18 protein-coding genes and 9 pseudogenes are annotated in these 22,765 nt (G+C 58.0%); 15 read left to right on the top strand and 12 right to left on the bottom strand.

Features of this window, described 5'->3' with window-relative positions; all coding sequences use genetic code 11:
* Nucleotides 1–31: 31 nt before the first annotated feature.
* A pseudogene (locus tag IVA91_RS00150) lies at nucleotides 32–612 on the top strand (transposase); the annotation flags it as partial.
* An 895-nt stretch (nucleotides 613–1,507) separates the two neighbouring features.
* Here the strand turns inward: IVA91_RS00150 and groEL are convergent.
* Nucleotides 1,508–1,902, bottom strand: a pseudogene (gene groEL, locus IVA91_RS00145) (chaperonin GroEL); the annotation flags it as partial.
* A 55-nt stretch (nucleotides 1,903–1,957) separates the two neighbouring features.
* On the opposite strand from groEL, the pseudogene IVA91_RS00140 reads away from it, so the two are divergent.
* The 11 genes and pseudogenes from IVA91_RS00140 (at nucleotide 1,958) to IVA91_RS00090 (ending at nucleotide 10,692) form a co-directional block, all read left to right on the top strand.
* Nucleotides 1,958–3,148 (top strand): annotated as a pseudogene (locus tag IVA91_RS00140) (aminotransferase class V-fold PLP-dependent enzyme).
* Nucleotides 3,145–3,336: pseudogene (gene nifT, locus IVA91_RS00135) on the top strand (putative nitrogen fixation protein NifT); the annotation flags it as partial. The pseudogenes IVA91_RS00140 and nifT, both read left to right, overlap by 4 nt.
* A 506-nt stretch (nucleotides 3,337–3,842) precedes the next feature.
* Nucleotides 3,843–4,127 (top strand): SIR2 family protein, encoded by a 285-nt coding sequence (locus IVA91_RS00130; protein ID WP_247278005.1) that lies wholly within the window; start codon nucleotides 3,843–3,845, stop codon nucleotides 4,125–4,127.
* A gap of 379 nt (nucleotides 4,128–4,506) precedes the next feature.
* A pseudogene (locus IVA91_RS00125) lies at nucleotides 4,507–5,318 on the top strand (hypothetical protein); the annotation flags it as partial.
* A 198-nt stretch (nucleotides 5,319–5,516) separates the two neighbouring features.
* A complete protein-coding gene (locus IVA91_RS00120) occupies nucleotides 5,517–5,831 on the top strand; it encodes a nitrogen fixation protein NifZ (protein ID WP_247278004.1) in 315 nt (104 codons plus the stop codon).
* Nucleotides 5,828–6,067: a nitrogen fixation protein NifZ gene (locus tag IVA91_RS00115; RefSeq protein ID WP_247278003.1), complete on the top strand. Its 240-nt coding sequence runs from the start codon at nucleotides 5,828–5,830 to the stop codon at nucleotides 6,065–6,067. The genes IVA91_RS00120 and IVA91_RS00115 overlap by 4 nt, the downstream gene beginning before the upstream one ends.
* 14 nt (nucleotides 6,068–6,081) lie before the next feature.
* Nucleotides 6,082–6,435, top strand: coding sequence for a DUF3024 domain-containing protein (locus tag IVA91_RS00110; protein WP_247278002.1), 354 nt, complete (start codon nucleotides 6,082–6,084; stop codon nucleotides 6,433–6,435).
* A gap of 31 nt (nucleotides 6,436–6,466) precedes the next feature.
* Entirely contained in the window at nucleotides 6,467–6,736 is a 270-nt protein-coding gene (locus IVA91_RS00105) for a DUF6129 family protein (RefSeq protein WP_247278001.1), read from the top strand.
* 560 nt (nucleotides 6,737–7,296) lie between these two features.
* Entirely contained in the window at nucleotides 7,297–7,515 is a 219-nt protein-coding gene (locus tag IVA91_RS00100; protein ID WP_247278000.1) for a hypothetical protein, read from the top strand.
* A 1,719-nt stretch (nucleotides 7,516–9,234) separates the two neighbouring features.
* A complete protein-coding gene (locus IVA91_RS00095; protein ID WP_247277999.1) occupies nucleotides 9,235–9,735 on the top strand; it encodes a hypothetical protein in 501 nt (166 codons plus the stop codon).
* Between the two features lie 405 nt (nucleotides 9,736–10,140).
* Nucleotides 10,141–10,692 carry an Lrp/AsnC family transcriptional regulator gene (locus IVA91_RS00090; RefSeq protein ID WP_247458198.1) on the top strand — a complete coding sequence of 184 codons (552 nt, stop codon included), beginning with the start codon at nucleotides 10,141–10,143 and terminating at the stop codon, nucleotides 10,690–10,692.
* A gap of 233 nt (nucleotides 10,693–10,925) precedes the next feature.
* Here IVA91_RS00090 and IVA91_RS36745 read toward each other — a convergent pair whose 3' ends face one another.
* The 10 genes and pseudogenes from IVA91_RS36745 to IVA91_RS00045 form a co-directional block, all read right to left on the bottom strand.
* Entirely contained in the window at nucleotides 10,926–11,051 is a 126-nt protein-coding gene (locus tag IVA91_RS36745; protein ID WP_256464600.1) for a hypothetical protein, read from the bottom strand.
* Nucleotides 11,052–12,051: 1,000 nt separating this feature from the next.
* Nucleotides 12,052–13,584, bottom strand: a complete 1,533-nt coding sequence (locus IVA91_RS00085; RefSeq protein WP_247458206.1) for an AMP-binding protein — start codon at nucleotides 13,582–13,584, stop codon at nucleotides 12,052–12,054.
* 1,241 nt (nucleotides 13,585–14,825) lie between these two features.
* A pseudogene (locus IVA91_RS00080) lies at nucleotides 14,826–15,051 on the bottom strand (M20 family peptidase); the annotation flags it as partial.
* Nucleotides 15,052–15,190: 139 nt separating this feature from the next.
* Entirely contained in the window at nucleotides 15,191–16,219 is a 1,029-nt protein-coding gene (gene trpD, locus IVA91_RS00075; protein ID WP_247458196.1) for an anthranilate phosphoribosyltransferase, read from the bottom strand.
* A gap of 869 nt (nucleotides 16,220–17,088) precedes the next feature.
* On the bottom strand, nucleotides 17,089–18,693 hold the full coding sequence (locus IVA91_RS00070; RefSeq protein ID WP_247450201.1) for a carboxyl transferase domain-containing protein: 1,605 nt from the start codon (nucleotides 18,691–18,693) through the stop codon (nucleotides 17,089–17,091).
* A 1-nt stretch (nucleotide 18,694) separates the two neighbouring features.
* A complete protein-coding gene (locus IVA91_RS36990) occupies nucleotides 18,695–19,201 on the bottom strand; it encodes a biotin/lipoyl-containing protein (RefSeq protein WP_247458194.1) in 507 nt (168 codons plus the stop codon).
* A gap of 10 nt (nucleotides 19,202–19,211) precedes the next feature.
* Nucleotides 19,212–19,991 carry a hypothetical protein gene (locus IVA91_RS00060; RefSeq protein WP_253075417.1) on the bottom strand — a complete coding sequence of 260 codons (780 nt, stop codon included), beginning with the start codon at nucleotides 19,989–19,991 and terminating at the stop codon, nucleotides 19,212–19,214.
* A 31-nt stretch (nucleotides 19,992–20,022) separates the two neighbouring features.
* Nucleotides 20,023–20,202 (bottom strand): annotated as a pseudogene (locus tag IVA91_RS36600) (biotin carboxylase); the annotation flags it as partial.
* A gap of 52 nt (nucleotides 20,203–20,254) precedes the next feature.
* Nucleotides 20,255–20,665 (bottom strand): biotin carboxylase N-terminal domain-containing protein, encoded by a 411-nt coding sequence (locus IVA91_RS00050; protein WP_247458193.1) that lies wholly within the window; start codon nucleotides 20,663–20,665, stop codon nucleotides 20,255–20,257.
* A 119-nt stretch (nucleotides 20,666–20,784) separates the two neighbouring features.
* Nucleotides 20,785–20,928, bottom strand: a complete 144-nt coding sequence (locus IVA91_RS00045; protein ID WP_247458191.1) for a hypothetical protein — start codon at nucleotides 20,926–20,928, stop codon at nucleotides 20,785–20,787.
* A 280-nt stretch (nucleotides 20,929–21,208) separates the two neighbouring features.
* Between IVA91_RS00045 and IVA91_RS00040 the strand changes: the two genes are divergently transcribed.
* Nucleotides 21,209–21,358, top strand: coding sequence for a hypothetical protein (locus IVA91_RS00040; protein WP_247305660.1), 150 nt, complete (start codon nucleotides 21,209–21,211; stop codon nucleotides 21,356–21,358).
* A gap of 648 nt (nucleotides 21,359–22,006) precedes the next feature.
* Here IVA91_RS00040 and IVA91_RS00035 read toward each other — a convergent pair.
* Nucleotides 22,007–22,096, bottom strand: a pseudogene (locus IVA91_RS00035) (ATP-binding protein); the annotation flags it as partial.
* On the opposite strand from IVA91_RS00035, the gene IVA91_RS00030 reads away from it, so the two are divergent.
* A complete protein-coding gene (locus IVA91_RS00030; protein ID WP_247305658.1) occupies nucleotides 22,070–22,540 on the top strand; it encodes a hypothetical protein in 471 nt (156 codons plus the stop codon). The pseudogene IVA91_RS00035 and the gene IVA91_RS00030 sit on opposite strands and share 27 nt — an antisense overlap.
* Nucleotides 22,541–22,543: 3 nt before the next feature.
* Nucleotides 22,544–22,765 (top strand): annotated as a pseudogene (locus IVA91_RS00025) (recombinase family protein); the annotation flags it as partial.

The raw sequence follows: 22,765 nt of genomic DNA, 5'->3' as shown, positions 1-22,765 counted from the left end.
GCCGGATTCGATGGCCGCATCGGAGGAGCCGATGCGACCGAAGAAGCCGAAAGCGACCGAAGAAGGCGATCTATTTCGTGCCAGGCTCGACCAGATCATCAACATGAAGCACGAGCTGGTGCAGCTCGCCGGCAAGGTCGACTGGGATTGGATCGATGCGCAGATTGCACCGCTGTACAGCGACAAGGGGCCGCCCTGGGATCGAGACCCGCTTCGTGGTTGGGCTGCTGCTGCTCAAGCACATTTATGACCTCTCCGACGAAGTCGCGTGCGATCGCTGGGTCCATGATCCGTATTCCAGCACTTCACCGGCGAGGCGTTTTTCCAGCATGAGTTTCCGCATGAGCGCTCGGATCTCAGCCATTGGCGCATGCGCTTTGGTGCAAGCTCGAGCTTCTGCTGGCCGAGAGCCAGAGGGTGGCGCACTACGCCGGAGCACTGCGCAGGCGCGATCTCAAGCGGGTCACGGTGGATACCACGGTGCAGCCCAAAGCCGTCACCTTCCTGACAGACGGCAAGCTGCTGTGCGAAACAGCATCACCCAGGGTCTTGCCAGTCCGGACAGGGCTCGGCCGAGGCGCGCCGAAGCAAAAGGTCTCTCTCCGATCAGCTCCATGAGCTTGGCTTGTGCTGCGCGAGTTAAGTGCCACTGCGCCAACTCGGCACGAAAGACTGGCTGAGCTGCCTCCGCGCAAGCGCAGAGTAACTGCTGGCTAACGAGGCCGCCGCAAGACCAACCTGGACTCTCACGATCTCCGCCGGCCGATGGCCCGTCGGATCTGATTGACCAGATAAGTCCCCCAAATGATCATCATGTCGCCGACACGTTCCGCGCGCTTGCTCTCAAGGAACGTTGACCGGCGGCATGGCCGCGGTCGGGCGCAACACGAAGCGTTCTTGCTGCTGCCCGCGCGCCGCCAAGATGATTGCAAAAACCACAAGGAAAATCAGAGACCCACGCATGACCAAAAACTACTGAACCCCTCACATCCGGGCCAAACGACACGCATCGCGGGCAGGATGTCGCGCCGCTCTTCAGGTGCCGTTTGCTGAGCCGAAAGCAATAGCGATCATTCGTGCAGTAACACGGCCGAGTAGCCTTGTGCGGTGCTCAAAAAATGCATTTTCGAGGCGCAACAGCCGGAATTATGTGCGCAATCAGGATAAGAACTGACCGCGCGGGCGCAGGAAAGGGGCCCGGTTGCAATTCAGGCCGCAACTAGGGGCGCTCATGCGCGAGCATGATTTTGTTTCCGGCCGCCTCCTGGGGGTGACCGCCGCGGGACTTATACTCCTATGTTCCAGCCTATTCGCCTTCGTCTTCTTATAGAGCTTAAGCAATTTAAGGCCTCGTATCGCCTCTGACGCCAAAGACCATAAGTTTTTTCGACTGCCGACTTGCCACCTTGGCCCGCTTGATGTGCCTCGCGAAGAGCTCTTCTGCTTTTTTTCTGCCGGAATGACTTGAAGGCGCCGCTGAGCGGTGTGATCCTGATGCTTTTGGAACAGTGCGCAGGCCCTTGGGCTGCTCGGAGGCACAGAGCAGGGCGACGCCGCTGCCCAGGACGATGCCCTGCTCGATAGCCGCGCGGGTCGCATGCATCGCGTCATCAACGCGATCCTTGCGCTCCTTCGACTTCGGTCGCGCCGCCAACGCGGATCACCGCGACGCCGCCGAGCTTGGCGAGACGCTCCTGAAGCTTCTCAAGGTCGTAGTCCGAGGTGGTCTCCTCGATCTGAGCCTTGATCTGGGCCACGCGCGCCTCGACGTCGGCCTTCTGCCGGCGCCGTTGACGATGTGGTGTTCTCCTTGTCGATCATCAACTTCTTCGTGCGACCGAGCATGTTGAGCGTGACGTTCTCCAGCTTGACGCCGAGATCTTCTGAGATCGCCTCGCCGCCTTCGCTTGATCCGGGTGGCGGCGCAACCAAGGCGCTCGAATTGAGGGAGGATTAAGTGCTGATCTATCTCGACAACAACGCGACGACACGGACAATCCGTCCATCCTACAAGCCATGTTGCCGTTCTTCTCCGAACAGTTCGGCAATGCCTCCTCCGCCCATGCCTTTGGCCGAGAGGATGCGGAGCCGTGAAGCAGGCGCGTCGCAGCGTGCAAGGATTGTTAGGGAGCGCGCATGATCACGAAATAGTCTTCACATCCGGCGAGAGCGAGGCCAATAACACCAAATTCCTTTCTGCGCTCGCGACGCAGGAGCGCCGCGACGAAGTCGTCACCTCCGTCGAGCATTCCGCCATCCTTGCGCTGGTCGAGCAATTTGGCGACAACGACCGTTAAGACGCACGTGATCCCTCTACATTCATACGGCCGGCTCGACATCCGGGCGTTTCGATGCGCGCTCGGACCGCGTACTGCGATCGCGTCTGTTATGTAGGCCAACAACGAGACCCGGCACGATTTTTCCGGTGGAGTTTCTAGCCGGGTGACGCGAGAGGCGGGCGCGCTGTTTCATACGGATGCGGTGTAAGCCGTAGGCAGCTGCCCATCAACCTGAAGGACAGTGCCATCGACATGCTGTCGCTGTCCGGGCTCAAATTGCACGGTCCTAAGGGGATCGGCGCGCTCGATTTGCGCAAGGCACAAAAATTCAGGCCGCTGATCTCGGGCGGCACACAGGAACGGCGGCGCCGCTGCGGAGCCGAGGATATCCCGGCATGGTCGTCGGGTCTTGAAAAGCCGCAGAGCTTGCGGCGGCTCGGCTCGAGCCGGAGCGCTTTCGCATTGGTGCATTGCGCTACCGCCTCCAGCAGGGGATTTTAGCCACCTCCGACTGCATGGCGCTTGGCGATATCAGCAACCGGCAACCAAGTAGGACAAACATCGCTTTTGACCATCTCGAAAGCGACGCAATTCTCCACCATCTCAATCGTGCGGGCATTGCCGCTTCGCTCGGATCAGCCTGCGGATCCTGCTCAATCGAGCCGTCGCATGTCCTGCACGCCATGGGCTTGCCGGAGAAGAGCCTGCACGGCGCGGTGCGCTTGCCCCTGTCGCGTGAGACAACCCTCGAAGAGGTCGACCAGGTCGTCTCCGTACTGTCAAACATTGTGGCTCAGCTGCGCGCCAACTCGCGGGAGCATGCTAAACCACGCAAGTATACATCGCGGTCCAGAAAATTGACCTCATGAAACTCTTGAGTCGCCGCTCTCTTGATGCGGGCCGTTCGCAAGAAAGCTCTCGAAGAGCCGATCGTGGAATCCGAGTATGAAACGCTCTCGCGCGGTTGGATCAGAATGGCCAATGGCTGGATGACGATCTGCCCGAGATGGCGAGCGACACGCCGCTGCCGATCACAATAAATGCCAGGACGCGGGGGAGGACGGGCGGACTGATGAAGGCGCTCCCGCGAATTGAGTTTGTCAACGCAGCCGACGCGAAGGTGATTCTTACCGATCTTGCGGTGAGGATGAGAGCCTAGCATTGTTCCGTATCTCGGACTTGGCCTCGCCGAGTTGATCGGACCACATATGCCAATGACACAGGAGGCCTTCTGCCTTCTCCAGCAAAGTTGCGCTACCGCGCCAGGCCAAAGGCAATGTCTGGGCGCCGGCGCAGAATGTCGAGAGCGACATACATCGCCACCGTGACGGCTTTGATGGTCCAGGCGTTCGCCCGCCGGTGGAGTCGACACCACTGCATCATCATCTAGCATCCTTACTGCCGGTGATAGTCGACTCTTGGTACGACGGCCCGATGCGGACGGCACTCGGTCGACGGATGGGGTGAGGTGCAAAGTATCGCGCGCTCCGGCATCCACGTCGATTGCTGGTATCCAATTTACGATCCGGCGAGCCAAAAGGTTGATCATGCCTCGGCGACCCATTGGCCTACTGTGCTGCGCAAGCCGCACGGAGCGTGCTGCCGGTCAAGAGCTTTCTGATTACTGACGCTGATTATATTGAGGTTCTGACTGCAATCGGCATCCAGACACCAGTTCCCAACCTCATCAAGGAAAGGCGGAACGGACGGAGCTTCCTCTTCTTCGGCTGTCTCTTCAATGATCGGCTTTTTGCTATTTATGCGCGGCAGATCACCAAACGCTCGGCTGACGTCCATTACGCATGGTCGATCCGCAAGCACTCTCGCGCAACGAACTCTACTTTCTGATCGAGCAACATCTGACACCGATCGCGATATGACTCCCGCACGCGATAGAGATGTTGAGCGCCAAGTAGCGGCGCGAAGTGGGCTGCTCGCCGCGGTCCGCTAGTAGGAAGAGGTCGCATCGCAAACGACGGGTGCGGGTTGGGAGAATTCACGCGAGCTCAATGAGAACCCAGCGGCCATCTCCGTCACAATTGCGACGCCTGTCGCATTTGCGACGTGTGAACTGTCGCTGACGCGTGCACAACTGTGCGGATCACGGCTAGCTAACTCATTCACAGGGCGGGAATGGCATCGCCGTCCGAGATGGCACGCGAGTTGCTAACTCTCGTTCTGTGGCCACAGGCTGGTCGCCATGGCCACACTTGGTAGAGAATTGAACATGAACGCTGTTGCCGGACGCGGAAAACATGTCAAAGATGCTGAGGATAGCGGCGGGATGCGGGTCATCGCCGATTATAAGGGTTCCCGGAGCTCTTCGAAGAATGGCAAACGGAGCTATGGGTCACAGGCTGGCCCAGGCGATCTGCCGTCCGAAATCTGGAACAAAATTAGGACTCATCCCTGCTAGAGAAGAAGCTCATCATCATTACGCTCGCATCCATGTCGCAGTAGCGCGGGCTTGCAATATTCAATGCAACTACTGCAATCGTAAGTACGACTGCGCCAATGAATCGCGTCCGGGTGTTGGTAGTGAGAAGCTCACTCCTGAGCAGGCGGCGAGAAAGCTGCTCGCGGTCGCCACCAGAATTCCACAGCTGACTGTGCTCGGTATCGCCGGCCCCGGCGATGCCTTGGCCAATCCGAGAACGACTTCTCGTGCCACTGATCTCCGCGCCCGAGCACGGCACAGCATTCGGGCTCAAAGGCCAGCGAGGCCCGACCAGCGCAGGAATTGGCGGCCCTGCAGGATGCTTGTGAAGGTCAGATAAAGATGATGCGGCATTGCCGCCATCGCCGCGCTGACGCCGTCGGCCTGCTCGGAGATGATCGCAGCAGCGAGTTCACCATAGAGAAGGTCATGGCCATGGACGTTCAATATGACTTCGAGACGCGCAAGGCTTATCAGGCCAAGATTGAGGATGAACCTGCGGCGAGGATCACGACCAGGCAGGGAGAGTTAGCGGATCCGGCACGTCAAGCGCGGCGACGCCGGTCAAGCTTCTGGCCGCGGTCGCAACCAAAGGCTCGGGCCGAGCTCGCGCAGCGGCTTTCACCTCATTCGGTAACCTCTCTGAACCGCGAACCTGAACGGCATGCCCGCTACGAAGTGGCGATTCGCCTCGCGGATGACGAATCGGCATGTCTCATCGCAGACGAGGACAATATGCTGCAGAAGAGCACCTCTGCTCGCGTCTCCGTGCTCCCTGCAGGTTCGCGAGGGGGCGGTGCATGAACATGATCGTTCGCGACAGTGATGTGGTCCAGCTAAGCGGGCCGCCCGCGTTCAGCTTCGGCGAAAGGGTGCGGGCCAGCAGTACCATCCGCAATGACAGCACCCTTCGCGGCAAGGAGATCGGCGACATTCTGGTCAAGAAGGGCGACGTGGGTTATGTCGTTTCCATCGGCACGTTCCTGCAGAAATTCTATATCTACGGTATCGAATTTCTTGAAAGTGGCTACCGCGTCGGCATGGGGCGCAAAGAGCTCGATCCGGTCGACGAGGCCGTAGATGATCTGCCATTGCCGGAAGTGGCTGTGTCATGACAGAGCCGCGCGTTCCAAAATATCGATCGGGCCAGCGCGTGAAAACCGCAGTCAATCTCATCAATGACGAGTCAGTTGCTACCTCGCCGCCTGATGGGATCCTGGTCGGCGCCGGTGCTATCGGCGAGATCGTCCGGGTCGCAATGCATACCGAAGCGAGCGTGCCGATTTATCTTGTAGATTTTGGTGAGCGGCTGGTCGTTGGTTGTCTTGAAGAAGAGATCACAGTCCTTTGAGGGGATGTTCTCGCATGAGAGTGTCGAGAGAGGTACCGGTCGGGCTGATCGCGCATCCGAACGAGCTAGATCGCAAGCGGATCGAACGTGCTTTGATCTCGCGCAAGCACTATCGCTATGTCTTGCCGAGTGTAACGCCGGTAAAGGCTGGCTATCTCATTGAGAGTCCCTGCTGCTCGCGCAATATCGACAACGATGGCGGTCAGATCGATGTCGCGCTATTTCATTACGATGCCGTGAGCGGGATCTGGAAACTGTTCTTCAAGAATCATGCGCGAGGAAGCTGGAAATTTTACAGCATTTTCCACCGGCTTGCGTCGGCTATCGACGAATTGAACACGGATCCCGAGCGGCTGTTCTGGCAGTGATGCTCATTGGCAACAGTCATAAGGAATCACAATGGCGCTCGCCACAGAACAATTGATCGAAATCGAACGCCTGCTTGCGACAGCTGACACAGACACTAGCGTCGTTGCTGACCTAAGGCGCCGCTTTCCGCAGCTCACCTTGGTTCGATGTGATGCGTCGGATCTGTCGCAGCAGCCATTCCGACGTCTTCCGCAGTTTGACCTGCATCTCATCGATGGATCTGACCACTGCATGCAGATCACGGCCGACCAGGCGCGAGCGACTGGATTAGTGCTGGCTAGAAGGCATGTTGGGCGGTGATCGGCACTGGACCCGCAGAGAATCGCCTCGATGACGCGGAGGCGGTGAATGCAATTCCGCTCTCGGATCCTGATATCATTGTTGTCGTCTCTCTGCCGTCGAAGCGCTATTGTGTTCGCAGCGAATTTCCAGTCGGTCGACGACTGAGACGCTCGGACCAGCTTTCGCGGTCTATGTTGGCTCCAAGTATGGCGTTGCGGTTCCAAGCGCACGATTGGGCTCCTGCTTGGCCTGAAGGCGCTCGGTATCGAGCGGAGCAACAGGTAATCGCCTCCTCGTATTCGTTCTCAAGCCGTCCATACCCATCAATCTCGCGGACGCACGGGCGGAGTTTGCCCACATCGACTGTTGGTCTGAAACGAGCTCAGGGCAATGCCGAAGAACGTATGAGGCCTAACACACGGGCGATTATCGCCGCCAACCCGGACCGCCCACCTGGCACCAATGCGGGTGCGAAGTTCAAGTCGCGACGCGGGACCCACCCAAACGGGACGAAACTGAACACGTCACAATCGAGCAGCCCACCGGTCTCTAAACCTTGGTCAAAAAAAGGGAACGATATGAATCCGCAGATCATCATTCACGTCCGCTTCGCCCCGAATGGCAGGGTGATCCAGATCAGCGAGTGCCCGACGAGGCTCACGCCCGACCAATGGTTTGATGTTCTCAAGGCCCGAGCCGACTCTGCCTATCGCTCACGGCCCCGTGGTCGTGGCGTTTTTCGGCTGACCCGGGCGGCAGTTGATACCTTCAAGCAACAAGCTGTGACGCTGGCATGAGCGAAGAGATTCATCGATATCGTGGCTAGCCACGAAATCGAGGTGTTTGCAGGCTGTCCAGCCGATGCGATCGAGCGGGTGGCGCCAGGGAGTCTGTCGCAGATCGAAGACATGGCGACGGCCTGCCGGTTACAATTCTTCTGACTTTCGGCAATGACACGATTATGTCAATCGTTGCTGGCACGACGGGGTCTGGCTTAAGATCGGTTACTGCGCGTTGTTCTCCCAGGATCGGTCATGATTCAGAAACAACGGCACGGTGCGACCTTGGAGGTCGACAGTGGGTTTTGCATCGGGCCCCGTAATGGACACGCGCTTAGATCGGTTGCACTCCACGCTGTAGTCGACAGTTGGGTCCGAGTGTCCGGGGGTCCGTATAGTCGCGATCCGTCGGCTTTGCAAAACACCCACGTGCCGGCGGTCTCGTTCCTCCGATAACCGATCGACAGGCCTCGTCCGATTGATACCAAGACGGGCGTTTTGCGCACCGGCTTGTCCAGCCGCGCACTGCGGCTTTCGAGCGTCTTGTCGCTGATGCGCCTGACCATCGCCGAAGCCTCAGCTTCATTCCGAAAGTGTCCAGCCGGAGTCCAGTGGACAAGGATGTATACGGGACTGATACTGGCGGACGCCAGCGCACTCGAATCCTAGAGACGGCCGGCAATTTGACGATCTCTATATTAGGGCGTCGTTTCCTTTTCTCAGCTGAACAAGAACAAGCTTCGCTCAGAAGCATGCCTTGGCCGCGGGAGGAGCCCATGGGAGGGAGACAAAAGCTCGCTAGCATTTCTTTCCTGCGGAGCCTTTAGCGCCGTCTGCTTTTCGAAAGCTGTACAAGCGGAAGACACCGCTCAGCATATGTTAGGATGAATCATCCCGTCTACGTTGCGATACGCGAGAAACCGACAAGTCTGAGTTGGCAGCTGAATTAGACGGTTGCGTCCTACAAGGGATACTTTCCCAAAATTACCCAGATGCTGAGTTCGGGCGCCGCGACCAACGCGACCTCATCTGGAATAATCACGATCGGGGCAGGGCCGCGCCTCATAAGGTCGAAGCAGGACAGTTCCAGTCATCTCCAAAATGCTGAGCGAAAAACACCGCGTATCCACGGACGACGCTGGGATAAAGGTCTATCGCTCCGATCTCATCGGCAAAGGCTGCCGCAGAGCCGGAATGACCTCGTGGGATTGCTCATGCCCTGCATCGGAAGAGAAAGGTGAAGCGGGTTATGGCATGAGCTACACCAACGCAGCCTTTAGTTTCTGGTGGACCCGCTGGAACAACAACTACGAAGTCTTCGCAGCAGATGGCTGGACGCCCGATGATTGGTGCGGCCTTTCTTGCAGGCGGCGAACACTGCGAGGACCATTCTCGGATCCTATTATCTGTTCGAGGCGCATTGAATGTTCTTGATGACCTGAGCGAGCCCAAAGACATCTGACCGTCAAGAAAATCCGCTTGTTGGACGCCTGCTCATGCCAAATGCAAGGAAATACGCCTATGGCCGCCTCTTCCCAGTCGCACCGGCTTTCACAACCGGAGTTCTTGCCCTTGAGGGGCAGCGCCGCGTGCTCGAATGCATGATCGACGAGCGCGCCGATGGATCTGCATTCTGGCTCATTGTCCCGAGCAGTTTCTGTTTTCGGAGCAGGAGTGCGATATATCGGTTGATTTGTCCCTGGCTCATGTGGGTAGTCGCAAGGCGGTCATGATCACATGCAAACATTTCAGCACGCAATTTGCAATCGAGCGCGTCCGCTATGCGGCCGCGCGTGGCGCAAGCCTTCTGATGCTGATGCCGCCCTACCACGGCGTGAGCCTCAACGCAGACGCGCCCTCGATGCTCGATCGTTCGGCCGTATCGCAGATACAGCCAAGATTTCGATCCTGGTCCTGAATGCGCTGCTCAGTGGCGTGACGTTAACAATGTCCTTTCTGGTGCGCCTTGCCCGGGAGATGCCGCGCTTTAGTTATTTCAATATCGAGGTGCCGTTTGCCGCGGCGAAGCCGCTGACGTTGACTGACGCCGGAGGAGAGGCAATCCTAAGCCCATTCGACGTAGAGGAAGACATTTCAATGATGCCAGTTCTCGATGCTGATGCGAGCGGGACGATACCGGGCGCGCTGCTTCTTGATCTATTGCGTCCAGTGATCGATCATCACACGACGGGACGCAGGCGGGAAGCCGCCCTGCCTATGGAAGAGTGCTGTCGTTAGTCGGTTTTGAGAGCCGCCAGTGTGGCCTGCGCGCCGCCACGGGCGACGACGTGACATAGCTGAAGGAAATTCACCCCGCACTAGCTGGAGGTCAATCCTATGTCCTCCATTGGTGACGCTAAGCCGCCCACATGTCCGCTCCCGAAAGGACTACGTTCAATCAGCTGCCAGGGATCAAGAGAGATGCCGTACAGACAAAGTCACCTCCACCAACAGCGCCGTGAGGAAAAGAGCTGTAGCGGCTTATTGGAATTAGGGGAGGCGACGCAAGCCGACCGGGCGCGCACAAGGCCGGAATCGGTGGTTGGCTGTCGCCGATAAGGTTTTGAGCCTTTCAACTCGTCAGTGCGCGCATTGTCGGCTGAAGACGTGCATTCGTAGAGGTGCTAGGGAGAAGGTTTAGAGATGACCGGGACGCTCAATGGCACTACCTCGCATGCCTGGAGGAGGCGGTCGCGCTCGAGAGTCCGCAATGCAGCCACGGAAATCGACAAAATCGATGCTCGTCTTCTTGATCTCGTTCAACGCAACAATCGCCTGAGCAGTGAAGAACTCGGCGCGAAAGTTGCCCTATCTGCATCCGGAGTTCAGCGCCGACTTAAGCGCCTACGAAAAGAGGGCGTGATAGAATCAGACGTCTCAATCATTTCGCCAAGGGCGATCGGCCGAAACGTGACTATGCTGGTCCTCATTTTCTTTGAGCGCGATCGAGCCGACATCATTGATCGCTTTAAGCGGGGGATCCGCACTATGACGGAGGTGATGAGCGGATTTTACGTCACGGGCCAAGCTGATTTCATCCTGTTGGTGACTGCAAATAATATGGAAGAGTACGAGCATTTCACCCGACGCTTGATAAATGAAAATCCAGATATAAAGCGCCTCGAGACTGTAGTTGTTCTGGACCGAGTCAAAGCCGGTTTCATTTTACCAATGGAGCCGTTGGCATGCTGGTGACCAATCTCGCCGTGACCCTTAACGGCCTCATCTTGGATCAAGCATAATCGCTTTCCGCGCTGTGAGAGCGGTAACGACCATCTCGCACTCTCGGCCTGGGTCGATGCGGTCCGATTAAAATGAGGCGGCTTTCCAGCACTTCCATCTGGCTCGGCGCATGCTCCTCAACAGCAATGTCCGAGGCTAACACTATGAGGCCGCGCTTGTTGTGCGGTTTCGGACTGCCGAACAAGTCAGGTCAGGTTCAAGACGCCTTGCGCGATCGACAGGTCGCTGATTTTTCTGGCATAATCAGAAGCTTTATTCAGCAAGGCGCTGGTACGGGATTGCTGCAAGCGCTCGTCAAGGACGAGCGTCAACGCAGGCTCGCAAGAGCGATCTCTCCTTTTGAACCCGGACTGGTTCGAATGGCGCGCTACTTATCGGTTGATAGGAAGATTGATACAATCGCGCTCCCAAAGACGGCATGGGCAGTTCGATCACGTCCCAGAATACGCCGGCAGCAACACGGGCAAAGCTCTAACTGACGCGGGCGTCGGCGGCGTCGAGAGGCCAAAAAATTGAGGTGGGAGACGATCGGAATATCGGCTGAGTGAGGACGGGTACCCCAACTGGCGACGTCGCTCCGGCTCAGCACCTCTATTAACTTCCTGGAAGAGTGCGGCACCTGTGAAGACATGGACGACATCTTGTGCGAACCGTCGACATACGTCGACTACAACGGCATTTGCGATCTGATTCGCAAGTTCAAAGCGCAGGAGATGTAAATCGCGATATTTGGTGAGAGGATGGCAATGTATGCCGGCAGCAGCATTTCAAGAGACATTCCGAACCATGCCAGCTCTGGTGTCGTGCAGCTCGGCGGTCTGCTCTGCAGACCGAGAAGGAGGCGCATGGGCCGAGAAACGCTTGTGAGTGCCGCTCTGTTGAGCTCTCTTTCCTTCTCGTCCACGGAGCGTTCTCTCCCGTTTCTGAGGTTCAAATGACGCGTTCTAATGCTTCTCCTTTCAAACTGCGCGAGCATCCAGAGATCACAGTCGGCGAATCCTTGACTTACCAATACCGGAATTGGGCCCCCTATCTCCCTCCTGTGCAAACCACACGGAGACCAAGCCGACTTGGAGGGCAAGCGACAGTTGGGTTGTCGCAGATTAGAGCCCGACATTTGCGCCGTACCGGCATTCATAATGAGGATCCGCGGCATCAGCGACCTCGGGGCAACGTTATTCGACCGAAAGGCGCCGAAATGATCAACTCGCAGCTGCCGTGTTCGCATCGACGCGGTGACGCGTGGGGTTTTCGCGGCCCTCAGCGGCCACGCCTACGGGGCAAAGGAAATGCCAAACCCGATCGAAATCTTCAGTCGCCCTCGTTGTGCTGGCTTGATCGTGTAAGCCCCTTCAGCGCGAAATGCTGGATCTTGCCCAACGCCGTTCGTGGCAATTCTTCCGTGAAGAAAATTTCGCGCGGCACCTTAAAGCGGGCGAGCTGCGAGCCTGCATGTGCCATTAGTGCTTCCGCGTCAACTCGAACCCCCGGCCGCCTGATCACATAAGCGATCGGCACCTCATCCCAGCGCGGATCGGGTCGACCGACAACGGCGCAGTCTGCGACATAGGGATGCTCCATAAGCGCGCGCTCTACTTCCGCCGGGTAGATATTTTCTCCACCGGAAATTATGAGGTTCCTTGTGCGATCAAGAACCCAAAAGTATCCATCGGCATTGCGGCAGCCGATGTCACCGGTGAGATACCAGCCATTGTGCAAAGGCTCGCGCGTTGTTTGTTGAGCGCCCCAATACCCGCTGAAGACATTGGGGCCTCGTACGGCGATCTCGCCCGGGCTGCCTGCCTGCAACTTGTTGCCGGTATCATCGAGAATAGCCGCTTCGCAGCATAGGCCGGGCAAGCCGCTCGAGCCCTTACGCGTAAGATCGCCGCCGAGCCTCGTATAAACAGCAATAGGGCAGGTCTCGGTCGAACCGTAAACCTGCAGCACTGGCACCCCACGTGCGACAAAGCGTTCGATAAGGTGCTGCGGGACCATCGTTGAACCGGTGCAAATTGCCTTCAGTGAGGAGAGGTCCGTCGTCCGCCACTGAGGATGGTCGGTTAGGAATTGCATCGTGGTAGGCACCAACGCAGCCAGCGTAGGTCTGTCGCGTTCGATCGCAGCAAGCGTCGCCTCGGGCGTAAATCGCGTGTGAATGGTGACGGTCGCGCCGTGATGCAGCGCCGGCGTGGTCTGGATATTCAGGCCGCCAACGTGAAACAGCGGCAAGACTGTCAGGACATGATCGGTCGAGCCGAGGTTATGCATGTGCTGACTCATAATTCCATTCCACAGCAACGCGTCTTGACGCAGCACAGCGCCTTTCGGCCGCCCTGTGGTACCCGAAGTATAGACAATCAGAAGCGGGCAAGACAGGTCCGTGTGCTGATTGCGATCGTCGCCTCGGCCCTGGTCTACCAGGCAGTCCCACTTACTCCCGCCGAGAGGCGAAAAGTCCAAACCCGCAACAAAGGTTTCGGGCAATTGCCCCGCCAGAGCTGGTAGCAGCGCATCAAAGGCCTGTTCTAGAACTAGCACTTTGGGACCGGCGTCGGAGAGGATGAACAACTGTTCCGCGACCGTAAGCCGCCAATTTAATGGAACGAGCATTGCGCCGAGTCGCGCGCAGGCATAGAGCAGGGCCAGGTAGTCGGGCCGGTTGAGGCCAAGGATCGCGACGCGGTCGCCTCTCTCGATGCCGAGCTGATGTTTTAGAGCACGAGCGATTTGCTCGATCCTTTGAGTGAAGGCGGAGTAGCTTAGGGTGCCCCCGTCGAAGTGGATCGCGGGTTTGTCGGGAGTAAACGACGCGTTACGCTCAATCAGTGTGCAAAGATCCACCTTTGTCCCCCTTTCGCTCAGGTTCGCTACGTACTTGCAAAACTGCTTAAACCCCTGACTTCCTGAGTCGTTCGGAAGCTCTCGATCGCGATCAGATCGCATCGGATGGCCTTCCCGCGAGCAGTCAAGCGATCTCAGTCGTAAGCATACGGTCTTGACGACGTCATCAGCCCGGGATCGATGCAAATCTCTTTAAGCGTAAAGACGGAGGCGCTTCGTCACGGGCTCCGTTTTGTCCGACAGCGCTGCGGTGCATCTGCGCGTAGTGATAAGCGCACCATGACGTTATCTTCTTGAGGTTTCCGACTTACAGGCTCACCGCACATATAGGAGATCTGGAATCTTCATCTTTCAAGCCGACTATGGCTCGGCATTGACCTTCAGTGTGGTCGACCAACAGAACGTTCTTGGTACCGTCGGGTTTTTTCATCGTGCTGCCCCGAAATGCGAAGCAATCTTTCGCGATTGTCGCGCCGGTCTAGCCGCCTAAGCAGATTGGAACCATCGGAGGTCGGATCGACCATCCTGCATTTCCGAGATGACGGCGCCGTGCGAGCTCCAATCGGGCTGAGCGAACACAACCGAAAACTCCTTTTCAACTGATCTCCACGGGTGTCCCGACCCGGGGAGGAACTCGGTTTCCAATCTGCAATAGGGGGAGCCGCACAGCGTGGTAGGGGTGACGTTGACGTCCTCTGAATTGACCAGCTCTCCAGCGATGTGGATCAGTGAAGGCATATGGTGCTGGCCGTAGATTGTTGAGCCCATCAGGACCACGCGCGAGCCGCACTGTCGCGATGATCGAGTTATGACGGTGCGGTGCGATTCTGACATGCTCGAACATTCGCAATCCTTATCTCGACCAGCCCGAGACTGATGTACCTTGAGATCGTACAATTTAACCTTACGTGCGATTCAAGCCCCTTGGTGTTGTCGCTGGATCAAACTTTTCCGAGGCTCACCGGGCAACGCCGATAGGAAAAGTGGAAGAGCTCGCGGTGCCAAGCTTAAATTACTCGCCGCAACCGAGAAGTACACAGTACCACCTCTTCTGCACTCAACTCTCACGCCATAGCGCGCCTTTGTCCCGCCAACGCAATTCATGCGATGCACCCCAGCTGCGGCGCCTGCCCTGAAAAAACGAGCTGCGTGAATGCGCGAGCGCGCCGCCGTACGGCGGCAAATGGCCTGGCAGCTATCGCGTCACGCAGCAATCATCGCAGCGTCTGATAGAGCCGATGCTATAGCCGCCCACGCGGTTCAACTAACGAAATGTAGAGCTGCTCATAGTGGGTATGCGCGCCCTTGCCGTCACGGCGAGGCCGTCGAGTCTTGCGGTACGCGACGCGGTAAAATCGCCGCCGGAAACGCCGCCGGTGAAGACGTCGACCAAATCGAAGCCGAGCCCGGCGGCAAGGGTTTGGCATGATCGAAGAGCGCAGCTCCGGCGCTTCACTTCTCATAGGGGGCGCTCCTGCTCCCGTCGCTTCGAAAGCGGGGCTGCTGCGTCTGTGACGCAACCGCGGTAAGCGCCTCGACGTGTGGCAGAGGCAACTCGCGCTTTGCGCTTGCGATCTCTTCGCGCTCGTTGGCTTCGATGTTGGTGTTAAAAATGTCGTACATCGGCCGTGGAGATCGCGATCAGGTGTTTCAATCGCGCGGCTGCCGCACCGCTATTAAGGGATTCGTGCCCAAGGGCGACGCCGTCCTTCAAGCTGCTTGCGCGGCCGGCCACGATCATTGCCGCGGCGGCGTTGAGAAGAGCAACATCGCGGTACGGACTTGGCATGCCGTCGAGCACGCTTTGCAGCGCGATTGCATTGGAATCGGCGTTGCCGCCCCTCAGCGCCTCGTTATGGCAGCGGGCGAGGCCCGCTTCTTCGGGGGTGACTTCGAAGGTGCGGATCGCATCTCTCTCTAGCGCGGCAACAAACGTCGGCCCGGTGAGGGTGATCTCATCGAGTCCGTCTGAGCCATGCACCACCCAGACGGACTCAGCACCAAGGTTCTTTAACACCTGCGCCAAAGGCTGCACCCATTGCCGCGAAAACACTCCGACGATCTGCCGCTTGACTCCGGCCGGATTTGCGAGCGGGCCGACTAGATTGAAGATCGTGCGGGTCCCAATTGCCGCTCGGATTCGGGCGACGTGGTGCATAGCCGGATGACGGATGGGCGCAAGCATGAAGCCGATGCCAGCTTCGTGCACACAACGAGCAACGCCTACAGGCGGGAGGTCGACCTTCACGCCGAGGCGGGCCAAGACGTCAGCAGCACCTGATAGTGAGGACACGGCGCGGTTGCCATGCTTGGCCACAGGAACGCCGGCCCCGGCGACGATGAATGAGGCGCATGTCGACACGTTGACTGAGCCCGAAGCGTCACCGCCCGTACCAACGATGTCGACGGGATCGGGGGGCGCACTGACCCGGAGCATTTTGCTCCTCATGGCCGAGGCTGCGCCGGTGACTTCTTCTACGGTTTCGCCACGTACCCGCATCCCCATCAATAATCCTCCGATCTGGGAGGATGTCGCCTGGCCCGACATGATGATTTCAAAGGCTGTTGCGGTCTCCTCGCGGGTCAGCGTGGCACCTGTAGCAACTTTGCTAATGATCGATTTGAGGGCGTTCATTGCTCTACACGTGCTTAGTCGTTCCAAGTGGCCTCATTCGAAACGGGCGTTAGTGGGGTCATGCAGCTCGGCAACCGGTCCGGCTCGGACCGCGTATGCGTTGTCGAGGCATGCGTGGTGTCAGCTTGAACGTCAGTCGGCTCTGCAATCCTACAACCTGACGCTACGTAAGAATCAAGCTATCCATGGCGTTCACTTGCAAAGGAGCAAGTGTTCTTTGCTCGAGATCAGATCAGACGATTGGACGGCAAGACGGTGGATGGTCCATAGTCGAGCATGGCGGGATAACTTCTTCTGCACCCAGCCCGTCGTGGAATAGTTGACTGAGATCGGCATGATGGCTTGCATGTCTCCTCCCAGGACTGTTATCGTCGATGATGAATGGACCCAACAATTCATCAGTAGGGCGCACGTTAGATCTTAATGTGACTGACGCGTCCGTTGGTGGATCAGAGTCAGCGGGGCGGCCCGCGCTTGCATCAATCGCGAACTCCAGATCTCGATGGCTTCGACCCGCAGGAGCCTCGCAATACACTACGCAATGCTAGAAGTGTAACGAGCAGATCATCTCGAGTGTTACGCAATTTGCGTAGTCCCCACGCGAGGTTCGATGCGCGGCCAATCAGGGCTATGCGACCCCAGCTCGGCCTACTTCGGCGCAACCCGTTATCCTGATCGACAACGTGGTCACCGAATTCAACGCACCACTTAGAAACGGGCTGGTCTAATTTGACCAAGGTCGCGAATTCGAGTTCTGCCCGGAATGTGGACGACACCAATCTGGCTTATGCCGGGGACAGGACGATGCGTCGATTTGGACCCCAGCTAGGGAGTAGAATCTACAGAGACGGACGTTCGACTCCTGCCGGCTACATTCGGAATACGCCATAATGGGGCGCTTCGATGGGAGCATTCAGCGAAGCGCTCAGGGCGATCGCGAGTGCACTTCGGGTATCGACTGGATCAAGAATTCCGTCGTCCCAGATTTCGGAGGTTGCATAGTAGGCGCTGGATCGTTCCCGATACTCGTCGAGAAGGGGACCTCGAATAGCTGCCAGCTCCTGCTCTGCGAGCCGCCCACCGTCACGGGCCAGTTGTCTGGTCTTAACGTGGGTCAGCACACCTGCCGCTTGCTCGGCGCCCATCGCAGAGATCTGAGACTGCGGCCAGGTGAAGACGAACCGAGGATCGAAAGCACGTCCCGCCATAGCGTAGGTACCTGCTCCGTGCGAGCTGTTGCAAACGACCGTAAATTTCGGGACCGACGCTCCCGAGACGGCCATGATCAGCTTGGCACCATCCTTGGTTATGCCACGGCGCTCGTATTCGCGGCCGACCATGAAACCCGTCGTATTCTGCAGGAAGAGCAGGGGCGTCCGGTTCTTGTCGCATAGTTGGATGAAGTGAGCGCCCTTCAGCGCACTTTCGCTGAGCAGCACGCCATTATTTGCAAGAATCCCTATTTGATATCCATGAAGCCGCGCGAAACCGCACAGCAGGGACGTGCCGAAACGCGGCTGGTATTCGTGGAATCGGCTACCATCGATCATGCGGGCGATGATCTCCCGCATGTCGAACTGCACTCGAGGGTCCTTTGGAATAATGCCGTATAGTTCCGATGCGTCGTAAGCAGGGGGCTCCGGGGCGGCTTGATCAATCGGAGTCTTCGCGGGACGATGGAATCGGGCAACGATATCACGTGCGATCGCAATGGCGTGCATCTCGGAGCTTGCGGAATAATCGCTCGTGCCCGACACGCTCGTATGCATGTGGGCGCCCCCAAGCTCCTGTGCCGATACGTCTTCACCGGTAGCAGCTTTCACGACTGGAGGGCCACCGAGAAATATAGCTCCCGTATCCTCGACCATAATGTTGAATTCGCTAAGCGCCGGGACGTAGGCCGCTCCCGCTGTGCAATGACCCATTGCGATCGCGACCTGCGGTACTCCCATCTTGGAGAGAATGGATTGGTTACGGAGGATCCGACCCGCGAAGTAGCGATCGGCGAAGAACTCTGCCTGAAAAGGTAGGAATCCTCCGGCGCCGTCGCACAAATGAATCACTGACAGACGATTCTCGATTGCGACGTCCAAGGCTCGCACTATCTTCTTGACAGACAACGGATACCATGCGCCGCCCTTTACGCTTGCGTCGTCTGCATGAACCATCACCTCGCGACCCGCGACGATCCCGATGCCGACGACCTGTGCCGCGCCGGGCACTTCGCCGTTATAGGCCTTGTTAGCGGCCAGCGTTGAAAGCTCGAGGAACGGAGTTTTTGGATCGAGCAAGGCGTCGATCCGATCTCGTACAAACAGCTTATTTTGACGAAGGCGCTCGAGCTCCCGGTCGGGCCGCTGGAAGCGGACAGCACGTTGCCGCTCCTTCAACTCGTCAGCAAGCCGCCTGTTGTGGAGCTCGTTTTGACGAAAGTCTTGCGAATTGACATTCGCCCCAGAAGCGATTCGTAGCATTTCAGCGCCCTTCTTTCGATAGCGTAATCAGCACAGCATCCCGCTCGAAGCTCTCCCCTTCTTTGAAATGGATTCGATCGACTACGCCATCCTGTGAAGAGCGAATAATAGTTTCCAGCTTCATGCTCTCAATCATCATCAGCGCCGCGCCTGCGGATACCGGTTGACCAGGCGAAACCGCGATCGTAACGACTACTCCCGGCATCGGGGCGCGGGTCATGAGCGAAGTTGCCTCTTGGTTCACGCAAGCGAGCGTTCGCAACGGGTCGCTGTAGCGCAAAACGCGCATCATGCCACGGATGTGGACGTGGATCAGGTCGCCTTCGATGACGAAGCGGACTCGTTCGGTCTCGCCGGCAATGGTCAGGACACCTGAATTCTCGCCGTATTGGGCAAACGCGACCGGGGAAATGACTTGGTCGCGCAAGTGAAGATGATAGGAGCCGGATTGGCAGGGTGAAAGCCATAACCGATAATCGACGCCATCAACCTCGACGGAGTGATACACCTCAATTTCTCTAATGGCCGGGCGAAGCGTGAAGCGCGGGCACGGCGTCGGCCGATTCGCGGACTTGTCGGGTCAGGAGAGCAGCTGATGCCAAGAATGCCGGTAGGCCGGTAGCAGAGTTACCACCGGCAATGTGCGGGTTTTCCTCCAGATGTCCCGTATGAAACTGTCCGCGGACAAACGACTCGTCGGCAAGGATGCGGGCGAGGAAGCTAGGGTTTGTCTCGCAGCCGAGAAGAATGACCCCCTGAAGCGCGTGATTGGCCGTGGCGGTGGCCAATGTGCGCGTCGGCGAATGCGCGATGATCTCTGCGAGCATGGGATCAAACGCAGTGGTGATTGGCTGACCCTGCGTGATGCCGCTGTCAATCCGTACCCCGCTCGGATACTCGAGAAGAAGTACTTTTCCGGACGTCGGAACATAGCCTCGTTCGGGGGCTTCAGCGTACAGCCTTACCTCGATAGCGTGGCCGTTCGAAACGATATCTGACTGAGCAAAACCAAGTTCTCGGCCTGCGGTGGCATAGACCTGTTCGGCGACAAGATCGATGCCGGTGATCATCTCAGTCACGGGATGTTCGACCTGTAGGCGCGTATTCATCTCGAGAGAGTAGAATTCTCCTGCATCGAAAATGAATTCGACGGTTCCTGCGTTTTGATAATTCGCGGCGCGTGCGATACCGACCGCGGTCTCGCAGACGCGTTTCCGTAGTTCTGGCGACAGGGCTGGCGAGGGCGCTTCCTCGATGATCTTTCTGGCAGCAGCGTTGCACCGAGCACTCCCGCTCAAACAGGTGTACAATGTTCCCAAAAGAGTCGCCGAGTACCTGCACTTCGATATGCCGCGGGTTCTCAATGTATCTTTCGACGTAAAGCCGGTGATCCCCAAAATACCGTTGCCCCTCAGAGCGAGCCTGCTCAATCGCGCCTTCCAGAGCATCGACGTCGCGTACAATCCGCATGCCCTTGCCGGCCGCGCCCCCTGACGGTTTTACCAGCAAAGGGGTTCCAATTGCACGCGCCCTGGAGACGAACGTCGCTGGATCGTCCTCCTCAATTTGCAGATGGGACCACTGGAAAGCCGCTCGACTGGACGAAGCTGCCGGCCCGAATCTTCTTGCCCATCAGTTCAATAGTTTCGGGTGCGGGGCCGATGAACGCAATGCCGGCCTTTATCACGGCCGTGGCGAATTGAGCCTGTTCGGAAAGAAATCCATAACCTGGACGAACAGCGCCGGCGCCGGCCTTATGAGCGGCGGCAATAATTTGTGCGATGTCCAGATAGCCGCGATCGGCGTGTGACCGCTGACAAGCATCGCTGTGTCGGCCATGGAAGACTGCCGGGCTTCGCGCATCGACCTCGCGGTAGACAACTGCAGAACGAAGGCCCAGCTTTCGCAACGTCTTGATGATGCGGGCGGCGATCTCGCCTCTGTTGGCGATAAGGACTGTATCGAAAGGCATTGTGTGCATTCATATCCAAACAAACAACTCAAACGAGACTTCCGTCACTTGCGAGCGGTTGGTCCGCTTTCGATGGCTCCGCTCGCTTATCTGTTGACAGTGAGTCGGCCTTCCACCGCTTAATTATTACCTTGCGGCTCGGTTTGGGGAGCGCCGCGCGGGGACGTCAGGTAGATCGCGGGGGCTTCGCGGTTGCCTGCGAAGCGGAACGTGGTCTCCTTGCCGTCGTTATCGAAGGTGCAGGATGGTTCGTAGTACCTCAATTCGAGTCTCCTTTTTCTTTGGCGGTATCGCCAATAGAAATCACGTCGCGACATTGATGAATCAAGCTCGCCTGCCTGGCTCAGAGACTGTGCCTTGCGCAGGAACACCAATACCGCAACGTACCGACCTAAAGAGGATATCGTGACGCGCACACAACGAACGCATTGGTTTTGCGTCCCAAAGCCAAGTGCTGTGCAGTAGTTGTGCAACGGCATCTCTGTGCTCGAGTCGGCGGGTGCGCGAGATCAGCCACCGAACGACGCGAAGAAAGACGCTTGCATGGAGGACGTGTTTCGCCTGGGTAGCACCCACATCCCGGATCGCACCGCCATCACCTGTCTACAGGAAAAACAGGCCGGAACCGTTCAAGTCGTTGATGGCTCGGAAGTGTTGCTTTGTATGCCAGAACCGAAGGCTGCGATGTGTTGACGATTTACAATCAGCATCCCGATGTCGGCGTAACGCGTGTTGTCTTGCCGGACTCGACCTCGCAAGTTTGCCTGGTTCCGGACGAGCTGATCGAGCAGTTGCACGTCGACAAGGCACTAACGTCTTCCCGACGGCAAAAAAGGCCCGGCCTCATTTTGAGAAGCCAGGCGAAGTCAGTCTGGGAGGAGCGACGCTGCTACGCATCGTCCCGACCGTCGGCAAGGGAGAGTTGCCGCCGGCTCATTTACGGCGAGCGTTCGCCGCAAATTCGAAATACGACAAGATCGTTATGCCATCGTCCCACACCCTAGGAGTAGCTTACGTTCGTTTGTCAGAGGTCGCGATCTCATTTCATGATCGTACAATGTGACGTTACGTGCGATTCAAGGCCTTTCAACGAAATGATCGCACAAATTTGTCCAAGCTCCTGGCTTCCCGGAAGTAGCCAGGTCCGTACGTAACGCACTATCCATTCTGTCTAGGGGTGGGGGCTTGCCCCGTGTGTCAAACGCCATCCGGAACTGCCCACTTTGCGTCATGAAGAACTGCCCCCACCATCCGGATTGTGATCTCGGTTGAAGGCTGTTTCCGCCGGTGACGGGCCGGAGGGGCGGAGCCGACCGGAGGGCCGTCACCGGCGGTCGGCGTCTTGACGAGGCCGCTTTTGCGCTTGGCGCGGAGCCGGTAGCTGTCGCCGCGGATCGTCAGCACATGGCTGTGGTGCAGGAGCCGGTCTACCCGCATCATTTCCTGTTTGGGCAACGGCTTGAGGTGCTGAAGGAGCGGTCGGGGCGCGGTCCCGCCCACGTCGTTGTCGCGCTGCCGGACGGACGGCCGCGGGCGGTTCGGATCGCGTCGACGGATCTTGGCGAGACGCTGATCACGTCCCGCCTGAACGCCGCCGATCTGCCGCGCATCAGTGCACGTACGCTGATCCTATTGATGCAACATTTGAGCGCGAGTCTCAGCCTTCTCGACGAGAAGGTGATTCGCGATGACCCACCGACCGCTTCCAGGTCGCGTTGCGTATCGACCACTGCCGACGTCGGCAAATCCACCCGGCCGACATTCCGCGCCTGTGGCCGAATCTATCGACCGCGACGCAAACCCAGATCGCTCAAATCCTCGCCACGCTGCTGCGGCGAATGCAAGCGGTTCCCGGCACGCCCGGAAGGGGATTGAGCCGTGCTGATCAGCTCGACCGTCGCTGACGAGCGGCTCACGACTGCGCACCGAGCCAAGTTGGCCTATGTCTACGTGCGGCAGTCATCCGTGAACCAGGTGCGCCAGCACCAGGAGAGCACCGAACTGCAGTACCGCCTCGTCGATCGCGCCATCGGTCTGGGCTGGCCGCCGGAGCGCGTCCAGGTCATTGACGAGGATCTGGGCAAATCCGGTGCTGGCGCT

It is taken from the genome of Bradyrhizobium sp. 153, assembly GCF_023073835.1.
Taxonomy (GTDB): domain Bacteria; phylum Pseudomonadota; class Alphaproteobacteria; order Rhizobiales; family Xanthobacteraceae; genus Bradyrhizobium.
The sequence above is the reverse complement of the archived record's forward strand: the minus strand, read 5'-3'. Positions and strand labels throughout refer to the sequence as shown.

Excerpts from the sequence above, each read along its gene's own strand:
- trpD (WP_247458196.1), bottom strand. The coding sequence starts at position 16,219 with ATGAACGCCCTCAAATCGATCATTAGCAAAGTTGCTACAGGTGCCACG.
- IVA91_RS00120 (WP_247278004.1), top strand. The coding sequence starts at position 5,517 with ATGAACATGATCGTTCGCGACAGTGATGTGGTCCAGCTAAGCGGGCCG.
- IVA91_RS00095 (WP_247277999.1), top strand. The coding sequence starts at position 9,235 with ATGCAAACATTTCAGCACGCAATTTGCAATCGAGCGCGTCCGCTATGC.
- IVA91_RS00050 (WP_247458193.1), bottom strand. The coding sequence starts at position 20,665 with ATGCCTTTCGATACAGTCCTTATCGCCAACAGAGGCGAGATCGCCGCC.
- IVA91_RS00090 (WP_247458198.1), top strand. The coding sequence starts at position 10,141 with ATGACCGGGACGCTCAATGGCACTACCTCGCATGCCTGGAGGAGGCGG.
- IVA91_RS00110 (WP_247278002.1), top strand. The coding sequence starts at position 6,082 with ATGAGAGTGTCGAGAGAGGTACCGGTCGGGCTGATCGCGCATCCGAAC.
- IVA91_RS00040 (WP_247305660.1), top strand. The coding sequence starts at position 21,209 with ATGGAGGACGTGTTTCGCCTGGGTAGCACCCACATCCCGGATCGCACC.
- IVA91_RS00115 (WP_247278003.1), top strand. The coding sequence starts at position 5,828 with ATGACAGAGCCGCGCGTTCCAAAATATCGATCGGGCCAGCGCGTGAAA.
- IVA91_RS00105 (WP_247278001.1), top strand. The coding sequence starts at position 6,467 with ATGGCGCTCGCCACAGAACAATTGATCGAAATCGAACGCCTGCTTGCG.
- IVA91_RS00030 (WP_247305658.1), top strand. The coding sequence starts at position 22,070 with ATGGCTGTGGTGCAGGAGCCGGTCTACCCGCATCATTTCCTGTTTGGG.
- IVA91_RS00100 (WP_247278000.1), top strand. The coding sequence starts at position 7,297 with ATGAATCCGCAGATCATCATTCACGTCCGCTTCGCCCCGAATGGCAGG.
- IVA91_RS00070 (WP_247450201.1), bottom strand. The coding sequence starts at position 18,693 with ATGCTACGAATCGCTTCTGGGGCGAATGTCAATTCGCAAGACTTTCGT.